This window comes from Stenotrophomonas maltophilia (assembly GCF_023518235.1).
Taxonomy (GTDB): domain Bacteria; phylum Pseudomonadota; class Gammaproteobacteria; order Xanthomonadales; family Xanthomonadaceae; genus Stenotrophomonas.
This window is the reverse complement of record NZ_CP090423.1, coordinates 2,161,783-2,186,665: the sequence shown is the minus strand read 5'-3', so window position 1 is coordinate 2,186,665 and position 24,883 is coordinate 2,161,783. Positions and strand designations below refer to the sequence as shown.

The following is a 24,883-nucleotide window of genomic DNA, read 5'->3' as shown; positions in this document are numbered from 1 at the left end:
CACGCCGCCCGCCAGGGCCGTAGTGGAACGTGCGATCACGCAGGGGGGTCGTCAATGCCTTACTTCACCGACTCGACGGAAGTGGCGGTCGAAGGCATTGGCGCGGCCCGGCGCATCGGCTGGATGCGCTTCGTCGGCAACGGGCTGGGTGCGGTTCCCATCGCCTCGATCATCCTCGAGCGCCAGGATGGCGCGCTGGCCTGGGTCCTGCTGCTGCTCAACGCGTTGGCCTGGCCGGCGCTGGCGCTGCTGCTGACCCATCGTTCGCGCCAGCCGGCGGTGGTCCAGTTCCGCTGCATGGTGGCCGATTCCCTCTTCGGCGGCGGCTGGATCGCTTTCATGGGCCTCAGTGCGGTGCCCAGTGCACTGTTCGCCGCGTTGCTGGTGGCCGACAAGATCGCCGCCGGCGGCGTGCGCCTGGCACTGCGCGCAACGCTGGCGCTGGTGCTGGGTTTCGCGCTCACCTGGTGGGCGCTGGGGTTCCCGTATCAACCGGTGTCGTCGCAGCGCACGATCGTGCTCAGCGTGCCCTTCCTGTTTGTCTACGGCATCGGGCTCAGCATCCTCAGCTGGCAGCTGGCGCGCCGGGTGAAATCACAGAACCGGCAGCTGCAGCGGTTGAGCCGGATGGATCCACTGGTTGAACTGGCCAACCGTGGTTTCCTGATCGTGCGCGCGCAGCAGGCGCTGGACCGCGCACAGGGGCAGGGGCGCTTCGCCTGCCTGTTGATGCTGGACGTGGACGATTTCAAGCACATCAACGATTCCCATGGCCACCGCGCCGGGGACGAAGTACTGCGCCACATCGCCGCCACCCTGCGCAGCTTCGCCCGGCCCGGCGATACGCCCGCGCGGCTGGGCGGCGACGAGTTCGTAGTACTGCTGCATGACTGTGCGCCGGTGGATGCGATGCACGTAGCCGAGCGCGTCCGGCTGCGCCTGCTGGAGGCGGCCCGGCAGGCCACCCCGGGGGTCGAGTTCAGCGTCAGCATCGGCATCGCGGCCACCCCCCGGGGCGGCAGCGTGGAGGACTGGCTGGCGCTGGCCGACCGCGCCCTTTACCACGCCAAGCGGCAGGGCAAGAACACCGCCAGCTACGGCGAATGAGGCCACCTGCACCTCATCGCTACCGGTCCGTGGCTGGCCCGGTGGCGGTTCAGCCTGCACGCGGCATTGCGCCGGCAATCCTCTACCATGGGCCACCCTGCCCGGACGTACCGCCATGCAAGACGCTCTCGTTGCCCAGCCCAAGCCCCCCGTTGCACGGATCGCGGCCTGGTTGATGATGCTGCTGGGCATGTGGCTGGCGCTGAAACTGGGGCTGGTGGTGACGCTGTTGTCGGGCCTGCTGGTGTTCCAGCTGACCCATGTGCTGGCCTCCACGGTGGAGGGCCGGCTGCCACCGGGACGGGCGCGGGCGATCGCGGTGATCCTGCTATCCGCCGTGATCATCAGTGCATTGGTCCTGGCCGGGATCGGCATCGCCTCGTTCTTCCGCACCGAGACCGGTGGCCCGGACGCGCTGCTGGGGCACCTGATGGAGATCCTCAACAGTTCGCGCCACCAGGTACCGGCACTGTTGCAGCCCTATATTCCCGAAGACATGCCGGCATTGCGTGCGGCGCTCAATGAGTGGGCGGCCGAACACCAGCGCCAGCTGGGTGTGGCCGGCACCTCGGCGGTGCAGGTGGGCGTGCGCATCCTGATCGGCATGGTGCTCGGCGCCATGATCGCGCTGTACGACGAGCTGCCGCTGCCGAAGATGGGGCCGCTGGCGCAGGAACTGATCGGCCGTACCAGCCGCCTGGCCACCGCGTTCCGCCAGGTGGTGTTCGCGCAGGTCAAGATCTCGCTGCTCAACACGGTGTTCACCGGCATTTTCCTGCTGGGCGTGCTGCCGCTGTTCGGCGTGCACCTGCCGCTGTCCAAGACCCTGGTGCTGATCACCTTCCTGGCCGGCCTGCTGCCGGTGGTGGGCAACCTCATCTCCAACACGGTCATCACCATCGTCGCGCTGTCGGTCTCGTTCTATGTGGCAGTGGCCGCGCTGCTGTACCTGATCGTGATCCACAAGCTGGAGTACTTCCTCAACGCACGCATCGTTGGTGGCGAGATCCAGGCCCGTGCCTGGGAGCTGCTGCTGGCGATGCTGGTGATGGAAGCGGCGTTCGGCCTGCCGGGCCTGGTCGCCGCGCCGGTGTTCTATGCCTACGTCAAGCGCGAACTGGTGGATCAGCGCTGGATCTGATCCGCTGTGACGTGGTCCGGCTGATCCACTGATCCACATGCAGGGGGCTACATCGATGGGTCGCAGGGCATCGCCAATCAGTCTGCAGACATGGCTCTGGATACTGGGCGGCCTGTTCGTGCTGTGCACGCTGCCATTGATGGCCATCGCGCTGGTGCAGGGGACGCAGCGCTTCGTTGAAGCCGAGACCAACCTGGTCAGCCTGCGCCAGCTGCGCCAGACCTTCGAGCTGGCCAATCTGATCTCGGCCGAGCGTGGCCCGGCCAACAGCCTGCTCGGCGCAGACCCGGCCGACGCAGGCACGCACGCGCGATTGGCCGCGCAGCTGGCGGCGGCACGGCAACGGGTGGATGCCGCGCTGCTGCAGCTCGATGCGGTCTTCGGGGCCGACCCTGGGGAGGTGGATGGCCAGGGCATGCTGGCCGATGCACGGCGCCGGCTGTCCTCGGCGCGCGCTGCGGTGGACCAGATCGTGGCACGACCACGCGATGCGCGGCGGGTGGAAGAGGTGGAGCGTGCGATCAACAGCATGTTCGCCGTGGTCGATCGTCTGCACCTGCTGACCTCGGCACAGATCAACGCGCTGGTGCGCGCCGACCGCGAGGCTGCCATCCCGGCGATGCAGGGCCAGGTGCTGATCGACCTGCGCGAACACGGTGGCCGGCTGGCCTCCAACGTGATGGCGCCGGTGGCGGTACCCGGCGCGTGGCGCGATGAGCAGGTGCGTGCCGCGTTGCAGACCGAAGGCCGCCTGCTCGAGCTGTGGCATCTGGCAGGCAGCCATGAGTCGGTGTTCCGCAGCGACCCGACGCTGTCCTGGCATTGGGACATGGCGCGACGGCAGTTTTTCGGCGAGTCGCTGCCGATGATCGAGCAGCTGATCGAGGAGGGGCGGCGCGGCCGCCCACCGCCGTGGACCGCGGCCGAGTTCACCACGCGCTACGTACCGACGCTGCGTTCGCTGGAGGAACTGCGCGACGGCTATCTGCGGGTGTCGATCGATCGCTTCGAGCACGCCCGCAACCGCGAGGTGACACGGCTGGGGGTGCTGGTCGCCACCGCGCTGGGTACGCTGCTGGTGTTGGGCGGCGCCCTGCGCATCGCCCATCGGCAGATCCTGCGCCCGCTGCTGCAGGCGCAGAAGCAGGTGATCCAGATCGCCTCGGACACGCCCGGTCCCGAGCAGTACGCCACCCATCCACTGGCCGAGATGCAGCGCCTGTTCGATGCCATCGAAGTGCTGCGCGGGAGCTCGCGTGAACGCTCGGCGCTGACCAGTGAACTGCGCCAGCTGGCCGGCACCGATGAACTGACCGGGCTGTTGAACCGGCGCGCGCTGGAAGAAAGGGTGCAGCGGCGCCATGCCGAAGGAGGCGTGGACGCCGTAGTGATCCTGCTGGACGTGGACCGCTTCAAGGCCATCAACGATGGCCATGGCCACGATGCCGGCGACGCGGTGCTGGTACAGGTGGCCCGATTGCTGCAGCGTCATCTGCGCCGCAGCGACAGCATTGCCCGCTACGGCGGCGAGGAATTCCTGGTGCTGCTGGCCGACGGTGACCTGGCCGCCGGCCGGCAGCTGGCCGAATCGCTGCGCGTGGCCCTGCGCCAGCTCGATATTGCGGTGGCCGGTGATGACGTGCTGCGGGTGACCGCCAGCTTTGGCGTTGCGCAGGGCGGTACCGATGCGCTGGGCTGGCGGGCCCTGCTGCGCGCTGCCGACGCGGCGATGTACCAGGCCAAGGCGCAGGGCCGTGATCGGGTGCGGGTGGCCGGCGGTGGACGTGGTGGACGCTGAGGCCGGCGTTCATCCCCGGCGCACGCGCCGGACCCTAGACTGGCCGCCCCGGACGTTGCAGGAGCTGGACATGATCATGCGCCCCCTCCTGGCTGCCATGCTGCTGGCCGGCGTGCTGGCTGGCTGCAGCACGCCCTCGCAGACGTCGGCCGATGAGCCGCACCCGCCCACCCTGGGCGCCGGCCTGAGCCCGGTGCCGGCCTTCACCGGCGGCGGTGCCGGCTGGCGCATCGAGATCGCGTCCACCGGCAAGGGCAACCACGATGCCAGCCTCAGCGCAGATGGCCGCACCCATACCGGCATGCTGCGCTATCTGGGCCAACCCGCCGATGCACCCAGTACGCTGATCGTGCTCAACGGTGAGCTGGGCAGGCAGCCGGCCATCGTCGAGATCAAGCGCGAGCCGTGCCGCAATGCCGAGGGCGTGGATACACAGGCCAGCGTGCAGGTGACGATGGAAGGGCAACCGCAGCGCCGCGGCTGCGGCCACCTGGCGGTGTACTGAGCCGGCATGGGCCATGCTTGATATCCCCACCCTGCACACCGCACGCCTACGGCTGCGCCCGCAACGACTGGACGACTTCGGCGTCTATGCCGCGTTCCTGGCCTCGCCGCGCGCACGCGGCATGGGCGGTCCGTTTGGCGAAGTGGCGGCCTGGGGCCAGTTCTGCCATGACCTGGCCAGCTGGCACCTGTTCGGCCACGGCGCGCTGATGATCGAGCGCAGCGACAGTGGCGCCTGCATCGGCCAGGTCGGCATCAATCACGGCCCGCTGTTCCCGGAAAAGGAACTGGGCTGGTTGCTGTACGACGGCCACGAAGGCCAGGGCTTTGCCACCGAAGCGGCCGGCGCGCTGCGCGACTGGGCATTCGTGGTGGTGCAGCTGCCGACCCTGGTCAGCTACATGGCGCCGGACAATGTCGCCTCGCAGGCAGTGGCAAAGCGCCTGGGCGGCGTGCTCGATGCGCAGGCCACGCGCAGCGACGCGCAGGATCTGGTGTACCGCTACCCCGCGGGGTAGCGCCGGCAGCTGGCCGGCATCATCACGTGAGCCGCCCTCCCGTGCTGCAGGTACCATGTCGGAGGGAATGCCTTCGATTCAGTTTTTCACGCCGGTTGTGATATATCGTTTATCGATAAATCCACCCCGGGGCGGCGAGGCCACCCCAATGCCGGAGGCCGCTTGACCGCTCGTCCCGCCCGCGCCACTGCCGCGCGAGGCTTGTTCACCCTGGCCCTGGCCGCCGTACAGGCGGTCCGTGCGATGTGCTGGCTGGGCATCCTGGCCGCCCTGCTGGCCGTGCCGCTGGTCGCCCATGATCGTCGCTGGCTGCTCGACAGCGTGCATGACACCGCTGCGGCGGCCGCGCACGGCAGCGACCTGTTCCTGCATTTCTGCCTGGGGCTGGGCGCGATCATTGCGCTGCTGGTGCTGTGCCTGCTGTTCCTGCGTCACCTGCTGCGGCTGCTGAAGTCGGCCGCGCGTGAGCGTCCGTTCACCCACGCCAATGCACAGCGCCTGCAGCACATGGCCTGGCTGATGCTGGCCATGGAACTGCTGTCGATCCTGATCGGGGCCTACGCGGCCTGGATGGGGCCGGACTTCACCTGGATGGAAGTCGGCGGCGGCATGTCGATCACCGGCCTGGTGGCGGTACTGATGCTGTTCGTGCTGGCGCGGGTGTTTGCCGTGGGCGCGGCGATGCGTGACGACCTGGACGGTGTGATCTGATGGGCGCGCGCTGATGGCGATCATCATCACCTTGGACCGCATGCTGCAGGAGCGGGGCATGACCCTGTCCGAGCTGGCGGCGCGCATCGATATCACTCTGGCGAACCTGTCGATCCTGAAGACCGGCAAGGCGCGCGCCATCCGCTTTTCCACCCTGGATGCCATCTGCCGGGAGCTGCAATGCACGCCCGGCGACCTGCTCGGGCATGACCCGGCGCAGGTGCAGGATGGTGACTGAGTGGCTTTCCCTTTTTCCTCCCCACTGACGAAACGGACCTGAAATGGAATGGTTGGCTGACCCCTCGATCTGGATGGGCCTTGCAACCCTGGTCGTGCTGGAGATCGTGCTCGGCATCGACAACCTGGTGTTCATCGCGATCCTGGCCGACAAGCTGCCGCCGCACCAGCGCGACCGCGCGCGGGTAATCGGCCTGGCACTGGCGTTGCTGATGCGGCTGGTGCTGCTGGCCGCGCTGGCCTGGATCATGAAGCTGACCGAACCGCTGCTCACGCTGTTCGACCACAGTTTCTCCGGGCGTGACCTGATCCTGCTGGGCGGCGGCCTGTTCCTGCTGTTCAAGGGCACGATGGAGCTGCACGAACGGCTGGAAGGCCGCGAGCACCATGAAGACGGCAAGAAGGTCTATGCCAGTTTTGCGATGGTGGTGGCGCAGATCGTCGTGCTCGATGCGGTGTTCTCGCTGGACTCGGTGATCACCGCGGTCGGCATGGTCGACAACCTGGGCGTGATGTACGCCGCAGTGACCATCGCGATGGCACTGATGCTGGTGGCCAGCAAGCCGCTGACCCGCTTCGTCAACAAGCATCCTACGGTGGTGGTGCTGTGCCTGGGCTTCCTGCTGATGATCGGTTTCAGCCTGGTGGCCGAGGGCCTGGGCTACAAGATCCCGAAGGGCTATCTGTATGCGGCCATCGCCTTCTCGATCCTGGTCGAGGCGTTCAACCAGTGGGTGCGCTTCAACCGCGAGCGCAACGAGCGCCGCCAGCCGTTCCGCCAGCGCACCGCCGATGCGGTGCTGAGGATGCTCGGCGCGCGCCCGGCCAATGGCCACGACGATGCCGGCGAGGAGTCGCATGAGGATGCCGAAGAGCGCCTGCAGCCGGCCGAGCACGAGATGATCCGCAGCGTGCTGGGCCTGGCCGACCGGCCGGTATCGAGCGTGATGACCGTGCGCGCTGACGTGCAGTGGATCGACCTGGCGCGTGGCCAGGACGATGTGGTTGCACGCCTGGTGGCCTCGCCGCATACCCGCCTGCTGGTGGGTGATGGCGATCTGGACAGCCTGCGTGGCGTGGTGCAGAGCCGCGATCTGCTGGCCGACCTGCTGCAGGGCAGGCCGCTGCAGCTGGAAGGCAATCTGCGCGAACCGCAGTATGTGTTGTCCAGTGCCAGCGCGCTGCAGGCCCTGGAACTGATCCGCCAGCACCCGGTGCCGCTGGCGGTGGCGGTGGACGAGTACGGCAGCGTGGAAGGCCTGGTCACCGCCAACGACCTCCTGGCCGCCATTGCCGGTGACCTGGTTGACACCCAGGACGAGCGCTATGGCGTGGTCGCGCAGGGCGAGCAGCAGTGGGAAGCCGACGGTGCGTTGACCCTGGACGACCTGCAACGGCTGACCGGTGTGTCGTTGCCGCGCAGTGCCGACTACATGACCATCTCCGGGCTGGTGCTGGAGCAGCTGGGCCGCCTGCCGGACATGGGTGACGCGGTGGAGATCGCCGACGTGCGCATCACCGTACTGGCGATGGAGAAGCGCCGCATCGCCCGCCTGCGGGTGGAACGCCTGGCGCATTCGTAGCGTCGAGCCATGCTCGACTGCCCGTCACGGAGAGTCGAGCTTGCTTGACTGGCTTTTGAGCAGTCGAGCAGGGCTCGGCTCTACACAACGCGGCCGGCACCCTTCACCATGGCGGGTCCGCTTTCTTCACCGGATGGTTGCAGTGCTGAGTACGATCGGTTTGTTGATGGGCCTGTATGTGGCCTGGCGCCTGCTCTGGCCACTGCGCATGCACGCCTGGCTGAAGATCGTGCTGTCGCTGCTGCTGGTGGCCGTTGCCGTGCAGCTGCGCATCGTGGCTGCCTTCTGGGGCACGATGGCGTCACCGGAGATTCCGAAGCTGGCCATCGCCACGCTGGCCACCGGATCGACGGCGGTGCTGCTGCTGGCGTTGGCCATGCTGGTGCTGGATGCCGGCCTGCTGCTTTCCCGCCTGCTGCGCTGGCCACGCGCCGCGTCAGCGCTTCGCGGCCCGAAGCTGCGGCCGATGGCCGGCGTGCTGGCCCTGCTGGTCAGTGGCTATGGCATCAGCCAGGGCATGGCCGTGCCCCAGACCCGGCAGATTGAGGTGGCGATCAACGATCTGCCGCCCAGGTTCGACGGCTACCGCGTGCTGCAGCTGACCGACATCCACGCCAGCCGACTGCTGACAGGCGATTGGGTGCGCAAGGTGGTGGCCGGGAGCAACGCATTGAAGCCGGACCTGATCGTGATCACCGGCGATCTGATAGATGGCAGCGTGCACGCCCGCCGCGATGATGCGCGCCCGCTGGCCGATCTGCGCGCACCCGACGGCGTCATTGCCATCACCGGCAACCACGAGTACTACGCGCAGTACCAGGACTGGATGCAGGCGTTCCGCGCGCTGCACATGCAGGTGCTGGAGAACAGCCATCTGCAGGTGCGCCGCGGTGACGCTGCGCTGACCATCGCCGGTGTCACCGATCCGGTGGCGGCCCGCTATGGCCTGCCGTTGCCGGATATCGATGCCGCGCTGGCAGGGGCTGATCGGTCCGCGCCGGTGATCCTGCTCGATCACCGTCCGCGCAATGCGCGCGAGGCCGCCGCCCGTGGCGTGGCGCTGCAGCTGTCCGGGCATACCCATGGTGGGCAGATCATCGGCATGGACCAGCTGGTGAAGCGGGCCAACGGGGGTTTCGTCTCCGGGCGATACGAAGTCGATGGCATGACCTTGTACGTGAGCAACGGTGCCGGTCTTTGGGCAGGTTTCCCGGCGCGCATCGGCGTGCCATCGGAGATCACCCTGATCACGCTGCGCCGCACGCTGTGACCTGAAGTGGGGTCAGTTCCCTTTCCCGCCGGGAAAGGGATCTGACCCCGAAGACCTGGAAGGAACCATGGCCCACCCGCGCGCGCTGGCGTGGCCCGGAGGAGATGCAGCGGCATGCGGCAGCCTGCGTGGAATACGACCAACGCCATGAACAGCTTGCGTTCCCGGGTGGCTACGCCAATGCACTGAAGCAACTGGCTGAGCACGATCCGGATACGGTGGATGTCGTGCTGACCTTCCTCGAGGTGCGGCCATACTTCTTCCGTTCCGGATACATGTGGAAGACGCTGTTGAAGCGCGTGCAGCGGGTGCCAATGGGCGCCAAGCACCAGGCCAGGCTGCAGAAGATCCTCGCGGCCTATGCGGTGTACCGCTCCGCGCGAAGCCAGTAGGGGTCAGATCCCTTGGCCGTTGGCAAAGGGATCTGACCCCGTAGTTGGTGCACCGCGTCGTCACCTCGTGCGTGGCACCCTGCGGCGATGAAGGAACGCATGCAATGACTGCAGCACGGCAGCGCTCGATGTGGGTGGCCGGCCTGTCCACGGTGGTGGAGTGGTACGACTTCACCCTGTACCTGTATTTCGCCACGGTGCTGTCGCGGGTGTTCTTCGGCGGCGGCGAGCAGGCTTTGCTGGTCACCCTGGCCGGCTTCGCGGTGTCCTATCTGATGCGTCCGCTGGGCGCGCTGTGCTTCGGTCACCTCGGTGATCGCCTCGGCCGACGCTGGATGCTGCTGGCCTCGATGGCACTGATGGCCGCGGCGATGCTGGCCACCGCACTGCTGCCGACCGCGGCGACGGCCGGTGCCACCGCCGGCGTCCTGATGCTGGTCCTGCGCTGTGTGATGGCATTCTCGGTGGGTGGCGAATACACCGGCGTGGTGGCCTACCTGCTGGAAAGCGCACCGCTGCGGCGACGGGGCCTGGTGACCTCGCTGGCCTCGGCGGCCAGTGAAGTGGGTGCGCTGCTGGCGGTGGCGATCTCCGCGCTCACGGTCGCGCTGCTGCCCACGCCGCAGCTGGACAGCTGGGGCTGGCGCATTCCGTTCTTCGTCGGCGCCGCACTGGCGCTGGTGATCCTGGTCGCACGCTCGGGCATGCACGAATCACCCGAATTCGAGCGCCAGCGCCGCAACGGCAGCATTCCGGCCACGCCGCTGCGGCATGTGCTGCGCAACCATCCCGCTGCGGTGGCGCGCACCTTCGCGATCTCCGCACTGGGCTCGATCACCTATTACGTGGGCATCACCTACGTGCCAGCGTTCCTGCATGCGCGGGGGCATGACGAGGGCGATGCGTTGTGGCTGTCGACGATCGCGGCGGTGGCGGTGATCGCGATCACCCCGCTGTGCGGCGCATTGTCGGATCGCGTCGGCCGTCGGCCGGTGCTGCTGGGGCTGACCCTGCTGGCGGCCCTGCTGCCGCTGTCGCTGTTTGCGTGGATGGCGCAGGCGACGACGCTGGGCATCGTGCTGGCCGCAGTGCTGCTGGCCTGCGTGGCCGGTGGCGTGAGTGCGGTGGCGGCCCCTGCCAGCGCCGAACAGTTCCCGGGCGAAGGCCGGGTCAGCGGGTTGGCACTGGGCGTGACCATGGCCACCGCGGTGTTCGGCGGCGCGACACCGTGGCTGGCGCAATGGTGGGTGGAACGCAGCGGCTGGGCGGCGGCGCCGGGCGCGATGATCGCGCTGGTGGCGGTGCTGGTGCTGCCCGTGCTGTGGACCCTGCCCGAGACGGCCCCGGGCAGGGTCAAGCGCTAGCCGATCAGACCTTCAGGGTCTGCTCGATGTCGGCCAGTACCGCGGCCGCATCCACGCCGATGGCGACGGACTGCAGCACGTGGCCATCCCACACGCTGGGGCCGAAACCCATGCCTTCCGGCTTGGGAATGGTCATGCCACGGGCAACGCCGTCAGTGGCCACGCGCACGCTGGCGCGCTCGAACTGGAACAGTTCCGGGCGGGTCAGCGCGATGCAGGCGCAGCAGTCGTGCACCACCATGCCCTTGTGGCCCGCCTGCAGGTAGAAGTCCACGTAGTCCTGCGACAACGCCCGCACCAGCTCGGCATCGGCGCCGCCGAGGGCAGCCAGCGTGTCCAGGCCATCGCGGTTCATTTCCACGCGGGTGGTCACGTCCAGGCCGATCGCGGTGACCGGCCAGTCGGTGGTGAACACCAGGTCGGCCGCTTCGGCGTCGCCCCAGATGTTGGCCTCGGCGGCCGGAGTGATGTTGCCGTTGACGTGGAAGGCGCCGCCCATGAGCACCACGCCGCGCACCAGGCCGGCGATGTCCGGGGCCTGCTGCAGGGCCAGGGCCAGGTTGGTCATGCGGCCGACCGCGACCAGGGTCACTTCGCCCGGGTGGGCACGGACCAGATCGATGATCAGCTGATGCGCCGGGCGGGCGTCGGCGGCCACATCCAGCTGTGCCGGCACCGGGTGATTGCCCAGGCCGTTGTGGCCGTGGATGTGCACCGGCCAGGCCTCCGGGGTGGCTTCCGGCTGCAGCGGGCCAGCGGCGCCGCGCGCGACCGGGGCGGCAAAGCCCCAGGCCTGCTTCAGGTACAGCGCATTGTGGGTGGTCGACTCCACCGAGGCGTTGCCGAAGGTGGTGGTGACGCCGATCAGGTCGATCTGGGCGTGCTTGTGCAGGTACAGCAGGGCCAGGGCGTCGTCGACGCCCGGGTCGGTATCGAAAATGACTTTCAGCATGTTGTTGTTCTTCTTCTTCCGTGTGGTGCGGGGGGCGCCGACGGCCCGCAGGCAGGCTGGCGCGCCCCACATTGTCCCATCTTCATGACAGGCGCGGCCATTGCCGGGGCCGCAGGCCATAACGCCCCGTCCAGGCCCGGAGTCTGCCGCATGCTGATCGTGACCCTTCTGCTGGCCCTGCTGGTGCTGGGCCTGAACGCGGTAGCCACGGTGGTGATCGTACAGCGCGAGGGCCTGTCGGCAGGGGGCCGGGCGGTGCAGCTGCTGCTGGTCTGGCTGCTGCCGCTGGTCGGCGCGATCGTGTGTATGGCGGTGGCCACGGCCGATGGCTCGGGTGGCCGCAGGGAGGGGTGAGGGCGGCGTAGCGTCGAGCTTGCTCGACGGCCCGTACAAAAGCAGTCGAGCAAGCTCGACGCTACAGAAGCGGTGACAGCGGTGACAGCGGCGGTTGAAGGGACGTTCCCGGGTGCATACCCGCACGTCCCGGTAGCGCCGGCCGCTGGCCGGCAACCTCACCCGCTCAGCCGCCGCCTTCGGTGGGTAGCGGCGCCGGCACGTTCAACAGGCCGCCGGCGGCCACATAGGCGGCCAGCGCCTGGCCCTGGCTGAGCAGGTGGCGTTCCATGGTATTGCCTGCCGCCTGCGCGTCGCGGCGGCGGAAGCACTCCATCAGCTCGCGGTGTTCGGCCAGCGACTGAGCGGTGCGCCCCGGGGTCAGCAGCTGGCGGCCACGGTGCATCTTCAGGATGCGGTGCAGGTCGTGGGTGATGCGGATCAGCCACGGATTGCCGGCGTAGTGCTGCACGGTCTCGTGGATGAGGTAGTTGTTGCGGTAGTACTCGGCGATGTTGCCCTGGGCGGCGGCCGTCTCCATCGCCGCGTGCAGGTTTTCCAGCTGCTGCACGCCGGCATCGTCGATATGCCTGACCGCCTCATGCGCGCAGCGGCCTTCCAGCATCGCCATCACCGGGAACAGCTGGTTGAGGTCTTCCAGGGTGAGCCGGGTGACCCGCGCGCCACGACCCGCATCGATCTGCACCAGCCCTTCGGCGGCCAGCAGCTTCAATGCCTCGCGCAGCGGGGTGCGGCTGATGCCCAGTTCTTCGCACAGCGCGGGTTCGTCGATCCACTCGCCCGGCGGCAGCCGGTAATCGTAGATGCGCTCGCGCACATGCTCGGCCACCTCTTCGTACAGAGGCGCGCGCTTCTTCGGTGACCGCGGGGCAGGGGCAATGGCCATGGAGGAAGTGTACCGCCAGGTAGTGCCGGCCGCTGGCCGGCAACCCATGATCGCTGGATGGCTTCATGAGATTGCCGGCCAGCGGCCGGCACTACCGTTGGGTGGTTACATCCAGCCCGGCACCACGAACACCAGCCAGGCCAGCAGCGGGCCGAACGCCACCACCAGGCCGCTGTAGACCAGGAAGCGGCGGAACAGCGTTTCGCGCTCTTCCTTCGCTGCCGAGGCCACCACCAGCGCGCCGTTGGTCGAGAACGGGCTGACATCGACGATGGTGGATGACACCGCCAGCGCGCAGATCACGCCGGCCGCGCCCAGATGGCCCTGCATCAGGAACGGCACCGCCAGCGGAATGGTCGCGCCCAGCACCGCCGCCGACGAAGCGAAGGCGGACACGATGCCGCCGACGTAGCAGACCAGCAGCGCACCCAGCAGCGGAATGCCGATGCTGGAAACACCGTGGCCGATGAAGTCCACCGCGCCGGCATGCTCCAGCACGCCGATATAGGTCACCACGCCGCAGATCAGCAGCACGGTGGACCAGCTGATGCCATCGACCGCGCCCTTCTGGCTCTGCGGTGACAGCAGCGCCAGCGCCACGGCCACGGTGATCGAGACCAGGCCGACGTTGAGGTTGTAGATCAGCGCGGCCACGCCCAGGCCCAGCAGGCCGATCAGGGTAAACAGGCGTTCGCGGGTGAAGCCGACTGCCTCCAGCGCCTCCGGATCGTTGCTGAGCGTGCCGCCACCGGCGGCGACCAGCGCGCCATGCCCTTCAATGGCAAACTGCCGCGACGACGCCTGCGGGCCACCGGCCATCGCAAGCCCGGCGTTGCCAACCGTCCCGGCCAGCGTGATCGAGCCGCGGCGCAGCAGCGCGATGCCACCGAAGGCGACGAAGCAGATGATGGCCATCATGAAGTTGAAACCAAGGCTGGTCAGAAACACCGCCATCTCGGTCACCTCCAGCCCGGCTTTCTGCACGACCCCATTGGTGATGCTGCCGTACACGCTGATCGGTGAAAAGCCGCCGGCCTGTGCGCCATGGATCACCAGCAGGCCCATCATCAGCGGGTTGATGTTGTACTGCTTGGCGAAGCGCAGCGCGACCGGACCGATGATCGCCACTGCGGCCGGGCCAAGCGCACCGAACGCGGTGAGTACCGCAGTGACCACGAACATCACCCAGGGGATGGCGACGATGTGGCCGCGCACCGCGCGTACCGCCCAGTGCACCAGCAGGTCGGTGGTGCCGTTCTTCTGCGCGATGGCGAACAGGTAGGTGATGCCGACCAGGGTCAGGAACAGGTCGCCCGGGAACCCGGCCAGCACCTCCTTGCCGTCCATGCCGACCCAGACACCGCCGATGATGAACGCCAGAGCGAATGCCACCGCACCCATGTTGATCGGCAGAGCGGTGGCGACGATGAACATGACCACCAGACCGATGATCGTTGCGAGTTGTGGACTCATGCGCCCTCCCAGACACGTGGCTCACGTACAGCACGGATGGAGACCCGCCATCCCGGGGTAAGGCGACGTATTGCGTGTTGCGTGATACGTACTGCTCGAACCCGTTACCGCAGCCGCTCCAGCGCGCTGCGGGCCCATGCCGCGGCGCCTTCCAGGCTCTGGAACTCTTCCACCGCGCGCATCTCGCAGCACGGATAGGACAGCGCGACCATGCGCGCCAGTGCATTGCCCGGGCCCAGCTGCAGGAACACCCGCGCGCCGCGCTCGAAGGCCTGGCGCATCACCTGCGCCCATTCGATGGTCTGCGCCAACTGTGCTGACAGGGTGTGCACGGTCGCCGCACGATCACGCACGGGGCGTGCATCGATACCGGCCAGCAGCGGCAGGCGCGGGGCCTGCAGCGGGGCAGCATCGAGTGCGGCGGCAAATGGTGCGACCGCCGCCGCCAGCAGCGGTGTGTGTGCGGGAACATGCACCGGCAGCACGCGGACTTCGGCGCCCTGTGCGCGTGCCGCGTCGGCCAGTGCGTGCAGGGACGCCTGCGCACCGCCAACGATGAAATGATCATGGCCATTGGCAATCGCCACGAAGGTGCCGTGCGCATCGCAGAGCGCGTGCAGTGCACTGCGATCCAGCCCGAGCACCGCCTGCAGTCCGGCATCGGCGGGGCCGGTGGCGTCCATCAGCTGCGCGCGCCGGGCGGCCAGCGCCAGGCAGGTGTCCGCATTGAAGGTGCCGGCGACGGCATGCGCGGCCAGTTCACCGATGCTGTAGCCGGCCACCAGCACCGGCGCAGGCAGCGCTTCGCGTAGTCCCCGCCAGTGCGCGAGGGTGGCCGCACACAGCAATGGCTGCGCCAGCGCATTGTCGAAGCGCGATTCACCAGCGGCCGCCGCGAACACGTCGCGTCCAAGCGCTGCGCTGGCAATCTCCAGTACGTCGCGCGCGGCAGGCAGATCGCGCACGCGCTCGAACATCGCCGCATGCTGCGCGCCTTGCCCGGGACAGAGCAGAGCCAGGCTCATGCGGCCTCCTGCTGCAGCAGGAACCAGCTGCAGGCGAGCAGGTCGGCACTGCCGCCAGGGCTGAGGCGGCGCGCGACGAAGCGTTCACCGATGCCGTGCAGGCGCACTTGCCAGCCCGGTGCGAAGGCACCGCCACTTTCCAGAAAACCGCGCGCCTGCTGCTGGGCCCAGAGCAGGCCGTCGATGCCGCCACGGTGCAGCAGGTTGAGGTCGTCGATGTGCGCAACCAGCTGCATCAGGGTCTGGCACAGTGCCGCGTCGCGCGGCAGGCCTGCGCTCAGGGCATGGCGCAGGGTGGGTACCGCCAGTTCGCGCAGCAACGGGTACCCGGCCGCCGCCTGTTCGCGCACGCCCGGCACGCCATGCTGCACTCGTGCACGCTGCCCCGGGCTCTGCGCATCCAGTGGAGCACGGGCGAAATCGTCGGCCCAGTGCTGTACGCCCAGGCACACCTGTGCGGCAGGCACGCTGTGGCCGTGCTGGCGCCGGCAGCGTGCGGCGGCGGCCACCAGCAGGCCGAGGCTGAAGATTGCACCGCGATGGGTGTTGATACCCCCGGTGGCGCGCAGCATCGCAGTTTCGGCAGCGAGGCCGTGCGCGCGCAGCCGCGCGAACGGTGCGTCGGCAGCCCCGGCGTGTGCCATCGCGGTGAAGTAGTGGCGCAGCGCAAACAGGCTGCGCAGGAACGTGCCGGCATCCATGTCGTCATGGCTGCCTGCATCAAACGGCGTGACCAGCCCCGGTTTGGGGGCCAGTGCCAGTTCGGCATGCAGGCTGGCGATGGCCAGGCGCCCCAGGCGCGCGCTGTCGAACGCACGTTCACCGGGCAGACGGAGCTGCACGACGGCGCTCACGCCGCCACTCCGGTAGCCATGAACACGTGCTCGCGGCTTTCCAGCGCGGCGCCATCCAGGCGCTTCACCAGCACCTGGCGGCTGTCGCCGGCATATTCACGCCAGTTCACCGCGCCGCCATCAGGCAGGCTCAGTTCGCCATCGACGCGACGGCCGTGCTCGTGCTCCCAGGCATTCAGATGTGCGACAAGTGCGTCGGCCTGGGGGCGGGTCTGCACCTGCCACAACAGATCGATGTCCGAGCGTGGATGCACATACGGCAATCGGCTCAGATGCTGCCAGGCAAAGGCACCGAACACGCGTGCCGGTGCGATGCGCGCCAGGGTGTGCAGCGCCTGCTGCCAGTCGGTCGGGACGCCGGCGGTGAGCACCGCGTCCAGAGTCGGCGGCAGTTGCAGGCGCTGTACATCCTGCAGCGGTACGCGCAGGGCGAGGCGCAGTTTGCCTTCGTTCGGCGGCAGCGGTACGCCCAGGCGCAGGCGCGGGTCGGGATCATCCACGGCACGACGTGCCACCATCGCCGGCAGGCCCTGCGCGAACCAGGCCGCGAGGCGTGGTTCCTGTGCAGCCACGTCGGCGCGCCAGTCGGCGTGAGCCGACAGCCAGATCAGCGTGTGGCGGGCGGGCCGCTCAGGCATCGCCGCGGGCCACAGCATCGGCAACAACCGCCGCCAGCGCACGACCGCCACGCTGTACACCCAGCGCCGCGCGCACGTCGCCTTCGCTGGGCGTGCGCAAGGCCTGCAGCAGATGCTGGGCCAGGTCGCCTTCCCACAGCGATTCCACGGCCCCCATGGCCACGTAGTTGGCCACGCCCGGTGCAAATACCGGTGAGCTCTGGCTGAGCGCCTGCAGCGCTTCCAGCGGCTGCTTGGTCACCCGCGCCATCGCGCGCAGGTCCATCACCCGCACCTGTGCGTCGGGCAGGGCATGGATGTGGTCGGCCATCAGGCCGAAGGACAGGAAGCCGCCACTGACCGATTCGCCATAGACCAGGGTGACCAGCCGTGCGCCACGGCGGCGCGCAAGATCGATGCTCTGCGCGAGGTGGGCGAAGTAGCCGTTGATGCCCAGCAGTTCATCGCGGCGCGCCAGGCGCTGGCCCGCGGTGTCGGCCAGCATCACGATCGGCCGTTGTGGATGCGCGGCGGTGCTGGCCAGCACCGATTCGGCCAGCGCCAATGCATGATCGACACCGACCTCGATGCGGTCGGTGGTGCCGATCACTGTCACCACGCCGTCGTGGGTGGTCGCCGTGCCGGACAGCACCGAGTCACTCACCGCGATGGCATGCCCGCGCGGGAACAGAGCATCGAGCAGGGGCTGCAACGCGGCGTTCATGGCAGGCTCCGGTCGCGGGTGGCGGCAAGGAAGGCGTCGGTGTCCAGCAGCGGCAGGCGCTCGGGTTCGGCGATGCCCTGGCGGGCCCATATCTCCACGGCGTCGCGGCAATCGCCCCAGGCCTGTACGCGGGCCTTCAATGCCGCATGCCGGGCCTGCAATGCACGCAATGCACGCTCGGTGTCGCCGCTGTCGGCATCGGGGTGCAGCGCCTCGGCAGCGGCCCCGGCGAAGGCGTCGAGGGCGTCGGGCACCAGCACCTGGGCCTGGTCGATCAGATAGCGGTGCTTGCCGCCGGTCACCCGCCACACCAGCGCGCGGTCGCGCGAGTCGAATTCCTCCACGCCGCGTACCGTCTCGATCACTTCCGGTCCGGACAGTGACAGCCGGCCTTCCTCGGACATGATCACCGTGCTGCAGCAACGGGCGACGATGCCCATGCCACCGAACGCGCCATTGCCACTGCCGATCAGGGCGACAACCGGTACACCCGCCGCGCGCGCATCGAGCGTGGCGCGCATGATCTCGGAAATAGCGATCAGCCCGGCATTGGCTTCGTGCAGGCGTACGCCACCGGTGTCGAGCAGCAGCAGCACGCCCTCCGGGTGCGTCTGCGCCGCGCGGCGCAGCAGGCCGGTCAACTTGGCACCATGCACTTCGCCGACGCCGCCGCCCATGAAGTGACCCTGCTGCGCGGCCAGCAGCACGCGCTTGCCGCGCAGCAGCGCCTGGCCGACCACGATGCCATCGTCAAACGCGGCCGGCTGTTCGAGCTGGGCCAGGTGCGGGCTCATCATCCGCCGCGCGGGGCCGAGGAATTCGCGGAACGAACCGGCATCGACCAGCCCGGCAATGCGCTCGCGTGCATCGGCTTCGTAGTAGCTGCGGCGCTGCATGTGGCTCATGGTGTGCCCCCGGCCAGCAGGGTTTCCACCGCCTGGTCCAGGCGCAGGCTGACCACCGCCGGTGTGGCGCCGGCGTCGTTGATCGACACGCGCACGTCGCGCAGCGGGTGGCGTTGGGCGAAGTCGGCGATCACCGCCTGCCAGATGGTGCCAAAGCCGCGCGCAGCGGTGACGATGCGCACCGTCATCGCGCCGTCCAGTGCGGCCGGCTCCAGCAGGATTTCCAGATTGCCCGAGGCCAGCACGCCGACCAGCACCGCATCGCGCGCGAACTGCACCGGGGTGCGGCCTTCGAATCGATAGTCGAGGGTTTCCATGCTCGGTCCCTTACCAGTTGCGGAAGCGCTTGGGCGGGTCGTACAGCCCGCCGGACCAGCGCACCAGATCCTTCACCGAGCGCGCGGCCAGCAGGTCACGGCTGGCATCGCGCACGTTGATGCCGAGGTCGTCCGGCCGCTGGATCACGCCACGGTCACGCAGGTTTTCCACCATCGCGCGGTCCCGGCTCATGCCGACGGCGGTGTAGCCGGCCACGCCACGGATGGCCTGTTCGCGTTCTTCCGGCGTGCGGCACAACAGCAGATTGGCGATGCCTTCTTCGGTCAGCACATGGCTGACATCGTCGCCATAGATCATCACCGGTGGCAGCGGCATGGCGGCGCGCTCGGCCAGCTCCCAGGCATCCAGGCGCTCGACGAAGGCCGGCGCCATGTGTTCGCGGAAGGTTTCCACCATCTGCACCACCAGCTTGCGGCCGCGTGGCATTTCGCCGGGGCGTGCCGCCTGCCGGCCAGCCTTGATCCAGGCATCGCTGGCGTGGCGGCGGCCACGTGCATCCGAACCCATGTTCGGTGCACCGCCAAAGCCGGCGATGCGGTCGCGCGTGGCGGTGGAGCTGTTGCCCTGCAGGTCGATCTGCAGGGTCGAACCAATGAACATGTCACAGGCATACAGGCCGGCGGTCTGCGAGAACGCGCGGTTGGAACGCATCGAACCGTCGGCACCGGTGAAGAACACATCGCCACGCGCGGCGATGTACTGCTCCATGCCCAGTTCCGAACCGAACGAATGCACCGACTTGACGAAGCCTGATTCGATGGCCGGAATCAGCGCCGGATGCGGATTGAGCGCCCAGTGCTGGCAGATCTTTCCCTTCAGCCCCAGCGATTCGGCGTAGGTGGGCAGCAGCAGTTCGATCGCGGCGGTATCGAAGCCGATGCCATGATTGAGGCGGTTCACGCCGTACTCGGCGTAGATGCCCTTGATCGCCATCATCGCCATCAGCACCTGGATCTCGGAGATCTGCGCCGGATCGCGGGTGAACAACGGCTCGATATGGTTCGGCGTTGGCGCCTGCACCACGAAGTTGACCCAGTCGGCCGGGATGTCGACGCGGGGGAGGGTGTCGAGGATCTCGTTGACCTGGGCAATGACGATTCCGCCGCCGAATGCAGTGGCTTCCACGATCACCGGCGTGTCTTCGGTGTTCGGGCCGGTGTAGAGGTTGCCGTGGCGGTCGGCGGCCTGCGCGGCCACCAGCGCTACGCGCGGGGTCAGGTCGATGAAGTAGCGGCCGAACAGTTCCAGGTAGGTGTGGATGGCCCCGATCTGGATGCGCCCTTCGGCCACCAGGTTGGCCAGCCGCACCGATTGCGGACCGGAGAAGGAGAAGTCCAGTTTCGAGGCGATGCCGCGCTCGAACACATCCAGGTGCGAGGGCAGGGACAGCACCGACTGCACCATGTGCAGGTCATGCACGCGGCCAGGGTCGAGGTCGGCGAGGGTCTGGGCAAGGAAGTCCGCCTGCTTCTGGTTGTTCCCTTCCAGGCAGACCTTGTCGCCGGGTTCGAGCAGCGCGTGCAGCAGTTCGCGCACGTCGTCGGCCGCGACCTGGTGGCCGCGCGCCCACGGCGCGGCGCGCTCCAGGCGCACCCGGCGGCTGCGTTCCAACGTATCCCAGCTCGGGTTCATCGACCGGCTTCCGATTGGCGTTGAGATAATTACGGCATAATTATTGGGTGGGGTGCAACCCGCAGTGCAGCAAAAGGAAGGGCCCGCGCGGAGGCGGGCCCATTTATCCGGGTAGTGCCGGCCGCTGGCCGGTTCCACGCGATGCAGGGTGATGGGGAGCCGGCCAGCGTCCGGCACTTCCGTTTGCAGTCGCTCAGAACTTCCAGCGCAGGCTGGCCGACACGAAGCGCGGTTCGCCGAAGTTGTTGTAGTCCAGGTTGGCCCAGTAGGTCTTGTCAAGCGCGTTGCGCACGCTCAGCGTCGCGGTCCAGTGGTCGCTGATGCGGTAGTTGGCGTTGAACTGCACCAGCGAGTACGCGGGCTGGTTCACCGTTACCGTGCCGCCCAGCGGGTAGGCGATGTTGTAGCCCTGCACCTTGCTCTGCCACTGCACGCCGCCGCCGATGCTCAGCCGTTCCAGCGCGCCGCGCAGCTGCAGCTGGGTGTTGAGCTGCAGCAGGTCCTCGGGCGGGTTGGCGTACAGCAGGTCGGTGGCGGCGCGGGTCACCTTGACATGGGTGTAGCCGGCATTGACCGTCCAGCCCGGCAGGATTTCGCCGTTGACGTCCATCTCCCAGCCCCGCGCCTTGGTGCCGTTGATGCCGAGGTAAGCCGAGCTGCCATCACTGAGGGTGCCCTCCGGCACGCTCATGTCGCGCACGGCGTAGTTGTCCTGCTTGGCTTCGAACACCGCCGCATTGGCGGTCAGGCGTCCGTCGAACCACTGGGTCTTGATCCCCGCTTCCAGATTCGAACCCTGCACCGGCGCCAGCAGGTTCTCGTTGCGATCCTTGTAGTTCTGCGGATTGAAGATCTCGGTGTAGCTGGCGTAGGCCGACACGTTCGGGGTGATGTCGTAGACCAGGCCCACATACGGGGTGATTTCGTCGCTGACCTTGTAGGCGCCGCTGGTGCCGGTATAGGCGCCGGCCGCGTTGTAGGAACGGCTCAGGGTCTGCCAGCGGCTCAGGCGCGCGCCGGCGATCAGCGACAGCGGATCGGCCAGGTGCAGGCGGGTGGCCAGGTAGACGCCGCTCTGGGTGGTCTTTGCCACGCGCCGTGCACCGGTGCGGGTGTAGGTCACCTCGGAAATGTCGCCGTCCCAATCAAAGACATTCGGGATGTAGTAGCAGCGCTCGCGCCCGCAGGTGGCCCAGTCGCGGGGGAAATTCAGCGTGACGGTATTGGTGGTGCCTTCCAGGTCCGACCACTGCGCACCCAGGGTGAGGTCGTGGTCGCGGCCGAACAGCGGGAACGTGCCGGTCAGGTAGGCATCGACGTTGCGGCGGGTGTCCTTGGAATCACCCGCCGCGGCGCGCAGGTAGATGCCCGAGCCGGTTACCGGGTCCGGGTTGCCGGTGCCGTACACGCGCACGTTCTGCACGTTGCCGCGGGTGTAGGCGGTGTTGATCTTCAGCAACCAGTCCTCGCCCAGGCGCTGCTCCAGATTGGCGAAGGCGGTGTTGCTCTCGCGCTTCCAGTAGCTCCACTTCGGCGACAGGTTGGTCGAGCGCGCCAGGTGGGCAAAGTTGCCCTGGTTGTCGAAGAACGCCACGGTACCCCAGGTGGATCCGACCGGGTTGTTGTCCTGGCTCTGGTAGCCGAGGGTAATCGTGGTGCTGTCGGTGACGTCGCCTTCCAGCACCGCCATGCCCGCCATCTTGTTCTCTTTGTAGCGGTCGTAGTACAGCCCACGATCGGTGTAGGCGGCGACCACGCGGCTGCGGAAACGGCCGTCATCGGTCAGCGGCGCGGTCACATCGGCCTCCATGCGGCGGTAGTCCCAGCTGCCGGCGCTGACCGCGAACGAGGCATCGAACTCCTTGCCCGGGCGCTTGCGCAGCAGGTTGACCGTGGCCGACGGCACGCCGGCGCCACTGAGCAGGCCGTTGGCACCGCGGATCACTTCGATGCGGTCATAGAAGGCGGTGTCGTATTCCTGGTTGGTCGAGCCGCTGTAAGTGGGAATGCCATCGACCTGGAAATCGGTGATGGCAAAACCACGGGCGTAGTACAGCGGGCGCTGGGTGTCATAGAAGGAGACGCTGACGCCGGTCACGGTGCGCATCACATCGTTGATGCTGAACAGCGACTCGTCCTGCAGGCGCTTGAGGCTGATCGCCGTGGCCGACTGCGGGGTTTCCTGCAGGGTGATCGGCAGGCGCGTGGTGCTCGACGGTGGTGCGGACTGTTCGGCGCGAACGCTGACCCGGTCCAGGGTCTTGGCATCGGCGGCGCCATCGGCGGCAGCGAACGCACCGGGTGCGGCCAGCAGGGACAGCGACGAAAGCAGGGCCGCCGGCAGCAGTGCGCGGCGGGGCAGGCGGTTACGCAGGGTCAGGGACATGGGGGGCTCGAGGCTTGGAAGCGGGGAAGGGCGGCAACAGTCGTCCAGCACCCGGGGCGGCGGCTTCGGGCACGTCAGTTCCATCTGGGAGGGGCGTTGTCACTGCGCAGGACGCAAATGTAAATAATTCTTAACAACATTACAATTCGTATCAATGCGCATGGGCTTTCCGGCGTACGGCAGCGATGGGATGGGGTCAGATCCCGTTGCCCTGGCAACGGGCTCTGACCCGGTCATCAGTGCCTGGGGTCGGCGCACAAGAACGAACGGCCACCCGAAGGTGGCCGTCCGTCTGCATCGAAACGCGGGTGCGGGCTTACAGCGCCTGCAGTTCCTCGTTGGCGTTGCGCTTTTCCTTGGCCGGCGCCGGAACCGCTGCCGGAACCACGGCGGGTGCAGGGGCTGCCGCATTGGCATCCACCGGTACCTCCAGGTACGGCAGGTGCAGGGTCTGGCTGGTCAGCGTGCGGATCTCGTTGGTCAGCGCCGCGCTGTCGTTGAGCTTGCGCCCGTACGACGGCACGATCTCGCGCAGGCGCGCTTCCCAACCGGCCTTCATCTGGTCCGGGAAGGCCTTAGCCATCAGGTCCAGCATGATCGGCGGGGAGGTCGAGGCACCCGGCGAAGCGCCGAGCAGGGCGGCGAGGGTGCGATCCTTGTCGGTCACGATCTCGGTACCGAACTGCAGCACCGCGCCCTTCAACGGATCACGCTTGATGATCTGCACGCGCTGGCCGGCGGTCACCAGCTTCCAGTCGCCCGGCTTGGCGTTGGGGAAGTACTTGACCAGCTCGGCCTGGCGATCGGCATCGTTCAGGCGTGCCTGGCCCATCAGGTACTGCACCAGGTCGAGGTTGTCCTTGCCCACTTCCAGCATCGGGCCGACGTTGTTGTGGGTGACCGAGGAGTACAGGTCCCACCACGAGCCGTGCTTGAGGAACTTGGTGCTGTACAGCGCGAACGGTCCAAACAGCACCACCGGCTTGCCATCCAGCTTGCGCGCATCCAGGTGGGGCACCGACATCGGCGGCGAACCGGTTTCGGCCATGCCGTAGGCCTTCACGCCATGGCGCGAGGTCACGTCCTGGCCCTGGAACGCCAGGAACTGGCCGCCCACCGGGAAGCCGGCGTAATCCTTCGATTCGGGAATGCCGGACATCTGCAGCAGCTTCAGCGCAGCGCCACCGGCACCGATGAACACGAAGCGGGCGTGGGTGGTGGACTCGGTGCCGGCCTTGAGGTCCTTCACCGTCACGTTCCAGCTCTTGTCGGCGTTCTGCCGCAGCGCACTCACTTCGTGGTTCAGGTGCAGGCTGAAGTTCGGGCTGCGCTGCAGGCCGGCGGTCAGCTGGCGGGTGATCACGCCGAAGTTGACGTCGGTACCGAGCGGCATCCAGGTCGCGGCAACCTTCTGCTTCGGATCGCGGCCTTCCATCAGCAGCGGCGCCCACTGCTTGATCTGCGCCGGATCTTCCGAGTACTGCATGCCGTAGAACAGCGGATTCTTCACCAGGGCCTGCTGGCGCTTGTGCAGGTAGGCGATGTTGTCATCTCCCCAGACAAAGCTCATGTGCGGGGTCGGGTTGATGAAGTCGCTGGGCTGGCTGAGCCGGCCTTGCTTGACCTGGTGCGACCAGAACTGGCGCGACACCTCGAACGATTCGGCGATGCCGACCGCGCGCTTGGTCTCGATGCTGCCATCGGGCAGTTCCGGGGTGTAGTTCAGTTCGGCGAACGCCGAGTGGCCGGTGCCGGCGTTGTTCCAGCCGTCGGAGCTTTCACCGGCGACGCCGTCGAGGCGTTCGTAGACCTGGATGTTCCAGTCCGGCTGCAGTTCCTGCAGGTAGGTGGCCAGGGTGATGCTCATGATGCCGGCGCCGACCAGCACAACGTCGACAGGCTTGTCGTTGCTGGCGGCGGGCACCGAGCGCTGGGTCAGCGGCCAGTACAGGAACAGCGCGGCGGCCAGCAACAGCAGCACGAGCAGGGCGAGCAGGGCCTTGCCAAATTTCTTCATGGGGGCGGGATCGATGGCGGAGGGGAGGAGTTCAGGATGCGCATGCAGCAGGGAAAGGGCGTGAAGAAACAACGCCTTGCAGCATCCAGACGCG

The 24,883-nt window shown here is 67.8% G+C and carries 23 protein-coding genes and 1 pseudogene; 12 read left to right on the top strand and 12 right to left on the bottom strand.

Annotation, left to right across the window (positions count from 1 at the left end):
* Positions 1–54 precede the first annotated feature (54 nt).
* The 11 genes from LZ605_RS10310 to LZ605_RS10260 all read left to right on the top strand — a co-directional run bounded on the left by LZ605_RS10310 (position 55) and on the right by LZ605_RS10260 (position 10,625).
* Positions 55–1,107: a sensor domain-containing diguanylate cyclase gene (locus LZ605_RS10310; RefSeq protein ID WP_249844735.1), complete on the top strand. Its 1,053-nt coding sequence runs from the start codon at positions 55–57 to the stop codon at positions 1,105–1,107.
* A 115-nt stretch (positions 1,108–1,222) separates the two neighbouring features.
* The gene (locus LZ605_RS10305) at positions 1,223–2,248 is read left to right on the top strand and encodes an AI-2E family transporter (RefSeq protein ID WP_249844734.1); all 1,026 of its coding nucleotides are present in this window, start codon (positions 1,223–1,225) and stop codon (positions 2,246–2,248) included.
* Between the two features lie 55 nt (positions 2,249–2,303).
* The gene (locus LZ605_RS10300; protein WP_249844733.1) at positions 2,304–4,046 is read left to right on the top strand and encodes a GGDEF domain-containing protein; all 1,743 of its coding nucleotides are present in this window, start codon (positions 2,304–2,306) and stop codon (positions 4,044–4,046) included.
* A gap of 70 nt (positions 4,047–4,116) precedes the next feature.
* Positions 4,117–4,551 (top strand): hypothetical protein, encoded by a 435-nt coding sequence (locus tag LZ605_RS10295; protein ID WP_249844732.1) that lies wholly within the window; start codon positions 4,117–4,119, stop codon positions 4,549–4,551.
* A 13-nt stretch (positions 4,552–4,564) separates the two neighbouring features.
* Entirely contained in the window at positions 4,565–5,068 is a 504-nt protein-coding gene (locus LZ605_RS10290; RefSeq protein WP_249844731.1) for a GNAT family N-acetyltransferase, read from the top strand.
* Between the two features lie 243 nt (positions 5,069–5,311).
* Positions 5,312–5,779 carry a DUF2975 domain-containing protein gene (locus tag LZ605_RS10285; RefSeq protein WP_249844898.1) on the top strand — a complete coding sequence of 156 codons (468 nt, stop codon included), beginning with the start codon at positions 5,312–5,314 and terminating at the stop codon, positions 5,777–5,779.
* A gap of 13 nt (positions 5,780–5,792) precedes the next feature.
* Positions 5,793–6,017 carry a helix-turn-helix domain-containing protein gene (locus LZ605_RS10280; RefSeq protein ID WP_249844730.1) on the top strand — a complete coding sequence of 75 codons (225 nt, stop codon included), beginning with the start codon at positions 5,793–5,795 and terminating at the stop codon, positions 6,015–6,017.
* A 43-nt stretch (positions 6,018–6,060) separates the two neighbouring features.
* The gene (locus LZ605_RS10275) at positions 6,061–7,599 is read left to right on the top strand and encodes a TerC family protein (protein ID WP_249844729.1); all 1,539 of its coding nucleotides are present in this window, start codon (positions 6,061–6,063) and stop codon (positions 7,597–7,599) included.
* Between the two features lie 133 nt (positions 7,600–7,732).
* Positions 7,733–8,869: a metallophosphoesterase gene (locus tag LZ605_RS10270; protein ID WP_249844728.1), complete on the top strand. Its 1,137-nt coding sequence runs from the start codon at positions 7,733–7,735 to the stop codon at positions 8,867–8,869.
* Between the two features lie 104 nt (positions 8,870–8,973).
* Positions 8,974–9,261 carry a hypothetical protein gene (locus LZ605_RS10265; RefSeq protein ID WP_249844727.1) on the top strand — a complete coding sequence of 96 codons (288 nt, stop codon included), beginning with the start codon at positions 8,974–8,976 and terminating at the stop codon, positions 9,259–9,261.
* Between the two features lie 104 nt (positions 9,262–9,365).
* On the top strand, positions 9,366–10,625 hold the full coding sequence (locus tag LZ605_RS10260; protein ID WP_249844726.1) for an MFS transporter: 1,260 nt from the start codon (positions 9,366–9,368) through the stop codon (positions 10,623–10,625).
* Between the two features lie 4 nt (positions 10,626–10,629).
* Here the strand turns inward: LZ605_RS10260 and LZ605_RS10255 are convergent, their stop codons facing one another.
* Complete coding sequence (locus LZ605_RS10255; protein WP_249844725.1) at positions 10,630–11,577, bottom strand: nucleoside hydrolase; 948 nt, start codon at positions 11,575–11,577, stop codon at positions 10,630–10,632.
* A gap of 150 nt (positions 11,578–11,727) precedes the next feature.
* On the opposite strand from LZ605_RS10255, the pseudogene LZ605_RS10250 reads away from it, so the two are divergent.
* A pseudogene (locus LZ605_RS10250) lies at positions 11,728–11,919 on the top strand (hypothetical protein); the annotation flags it as partial.
* Positions 11,920–12,097: 178 nt separating this feature from the next.
* On the opposite strand, the gene LZ605_RS10245 reads toward LZ605_RS10250, so the two are convergent.
* The 11 genes from LZ605_RS10245 to mqo form a co-directional block, all read right to left on the bottom strand.
* Entirely contained in the window at positions 12,098–12,817 is a 720-nt protein-coding gene (locus tag LZ605_RS10245) for a GntR family transcriptional regulator (RefSeq protein WP_249844724.1), read from the bottom strand.
* A gap of 105 nt (positions 12,818–12,922) precedes the next feature.
* On the bottom strand, positions 12,923–14,290 hold the full coding sequence (locus tag LZ605_RS10240; RefSeq protein ID WP_249844723.1) for an SLC13 family permease: 1,368 nt from the start codon (positions 14,288–14,290) through the stop codon (positions 12,923–12,925).
* A 104-nt stretch (positions 14,291–14,394) separates the two neighbouring features.
* On the bottom strand, positions 14,395–15,315 hold the full coding sequence (gene mdcH, locus LZ605_RS10235; protein WP_249844722.1) for a malonate decarboxylase subunit epsilon: 921 nt from the start codon (positions 15,313–15,315) through the stop codon (positions 14,395–14,397).
* On the bottom strand, positions 15,312–16,169 hold the full coding sequence (gene mdcB, locus LZ605_RS10230; RefSeq protein ID WP_249844721.1) for a triphosphoribosyl-dephospho-CoA synthase MdcB: 858 nt from the start codon (positions 16,167–16,169) through the stop codon (positions 15,312–15,314). The genes mdcH and mdcB overlap by 4 nt, the downstream gene beginning before the upstream one ends.
* Positions 16,166–16,807 carry a malonate decarboxylase holo-[acyl-carrier-protein] synthase gene (mdcG, locus tag LZ605_RS10225; protein ID WP_249844720.1) on the bottom strand — a complete coding sequence of 214 codons (642 nt, stop codon included), beginning with the start codon at positions 16,805–16,807 and terminating at the stop codon, positions 16,166–16,168. Before mdcG ends, mdcB begins: the two co-directional genes overlap by 4 nt.
* A complete protein-coding gene (gene mdcE / locus LZ605_RS10220) occupies positions 16,800–17,510 on the bottom strand; it encodes a biotin-independent malonate decarboxylase subunit gamma (RefSeq protein WP_249844719.1) in 711 nt (236 codons plus the stop codon). Before mdcE ends, mdcG begins: the two co-directional genes overlap by 8 nt.
* Positions 17,507–18,415, bottom strand: a complete 909-nt coding sequence (locus LZ605_RS10215; protein ID WP_249844718.1) for a biotin-independent malonate decarboxylase subunit beta — start codon at positions 18,413–18,415, stop codon at positions 17,507–17,509. Before LZ605_RS10215 ends, mdcE begins: the two co-directional genes overlap by 4 nt.
* Entirely contained in the window at positions 18,412–18,732 is a 321-nt protein-coding gene (mdcC, locus tag LZ605_RS10210) for a malonate decarboxylase acyl carrier protein (RefSeq protein WP_107230182.1), read from the bottom strand. The genes LZ605_RS10215 and mdcC overlap by 4 nt, the downstream gene beginning before the upstream one ends.
* Before the next feature lie 10 nt (positions 18,733–18,742).
* Positions 18,743–20,386: a malonate decarboxylase subunit alpha gene (gene mdcA, locus LZ605_RS10205; RefSeq protein WP_249844717.1), complete on the bottom strand. Its 1,644-nt coding sequence runs from the start codon at positions 20,384–20,386 to the stop codon at positions 18,743–18,745.
* 193 nt (positions 20,387–20,579) lie between these two features.
* Positions 20,580–22,772, bottom strand: a complete 2,193-nt coding sequence (locus LZ605_RS10200) for a TonB-dependent siderophore receptor (RefSeq protein WP_249844716.1) — start codon at positions 22,770–22,772, stop codon at positions 20,580–20,582.
* 316 nt (positions 22,773–23,088) lie between these two features.
* Positions 23,089–24,789, bottom strand: coding sequence for a malate dehydrogenase (quinone) (mqo, locus tag LZ605_RS10195; protein WP_249844715.1), 1,701 nt, complete (start codon positions 24,787–24,789; stop codon positions 23,089–23,091).
* Positions 24,790–24,883: the final 94 nt, after the last annotated feature.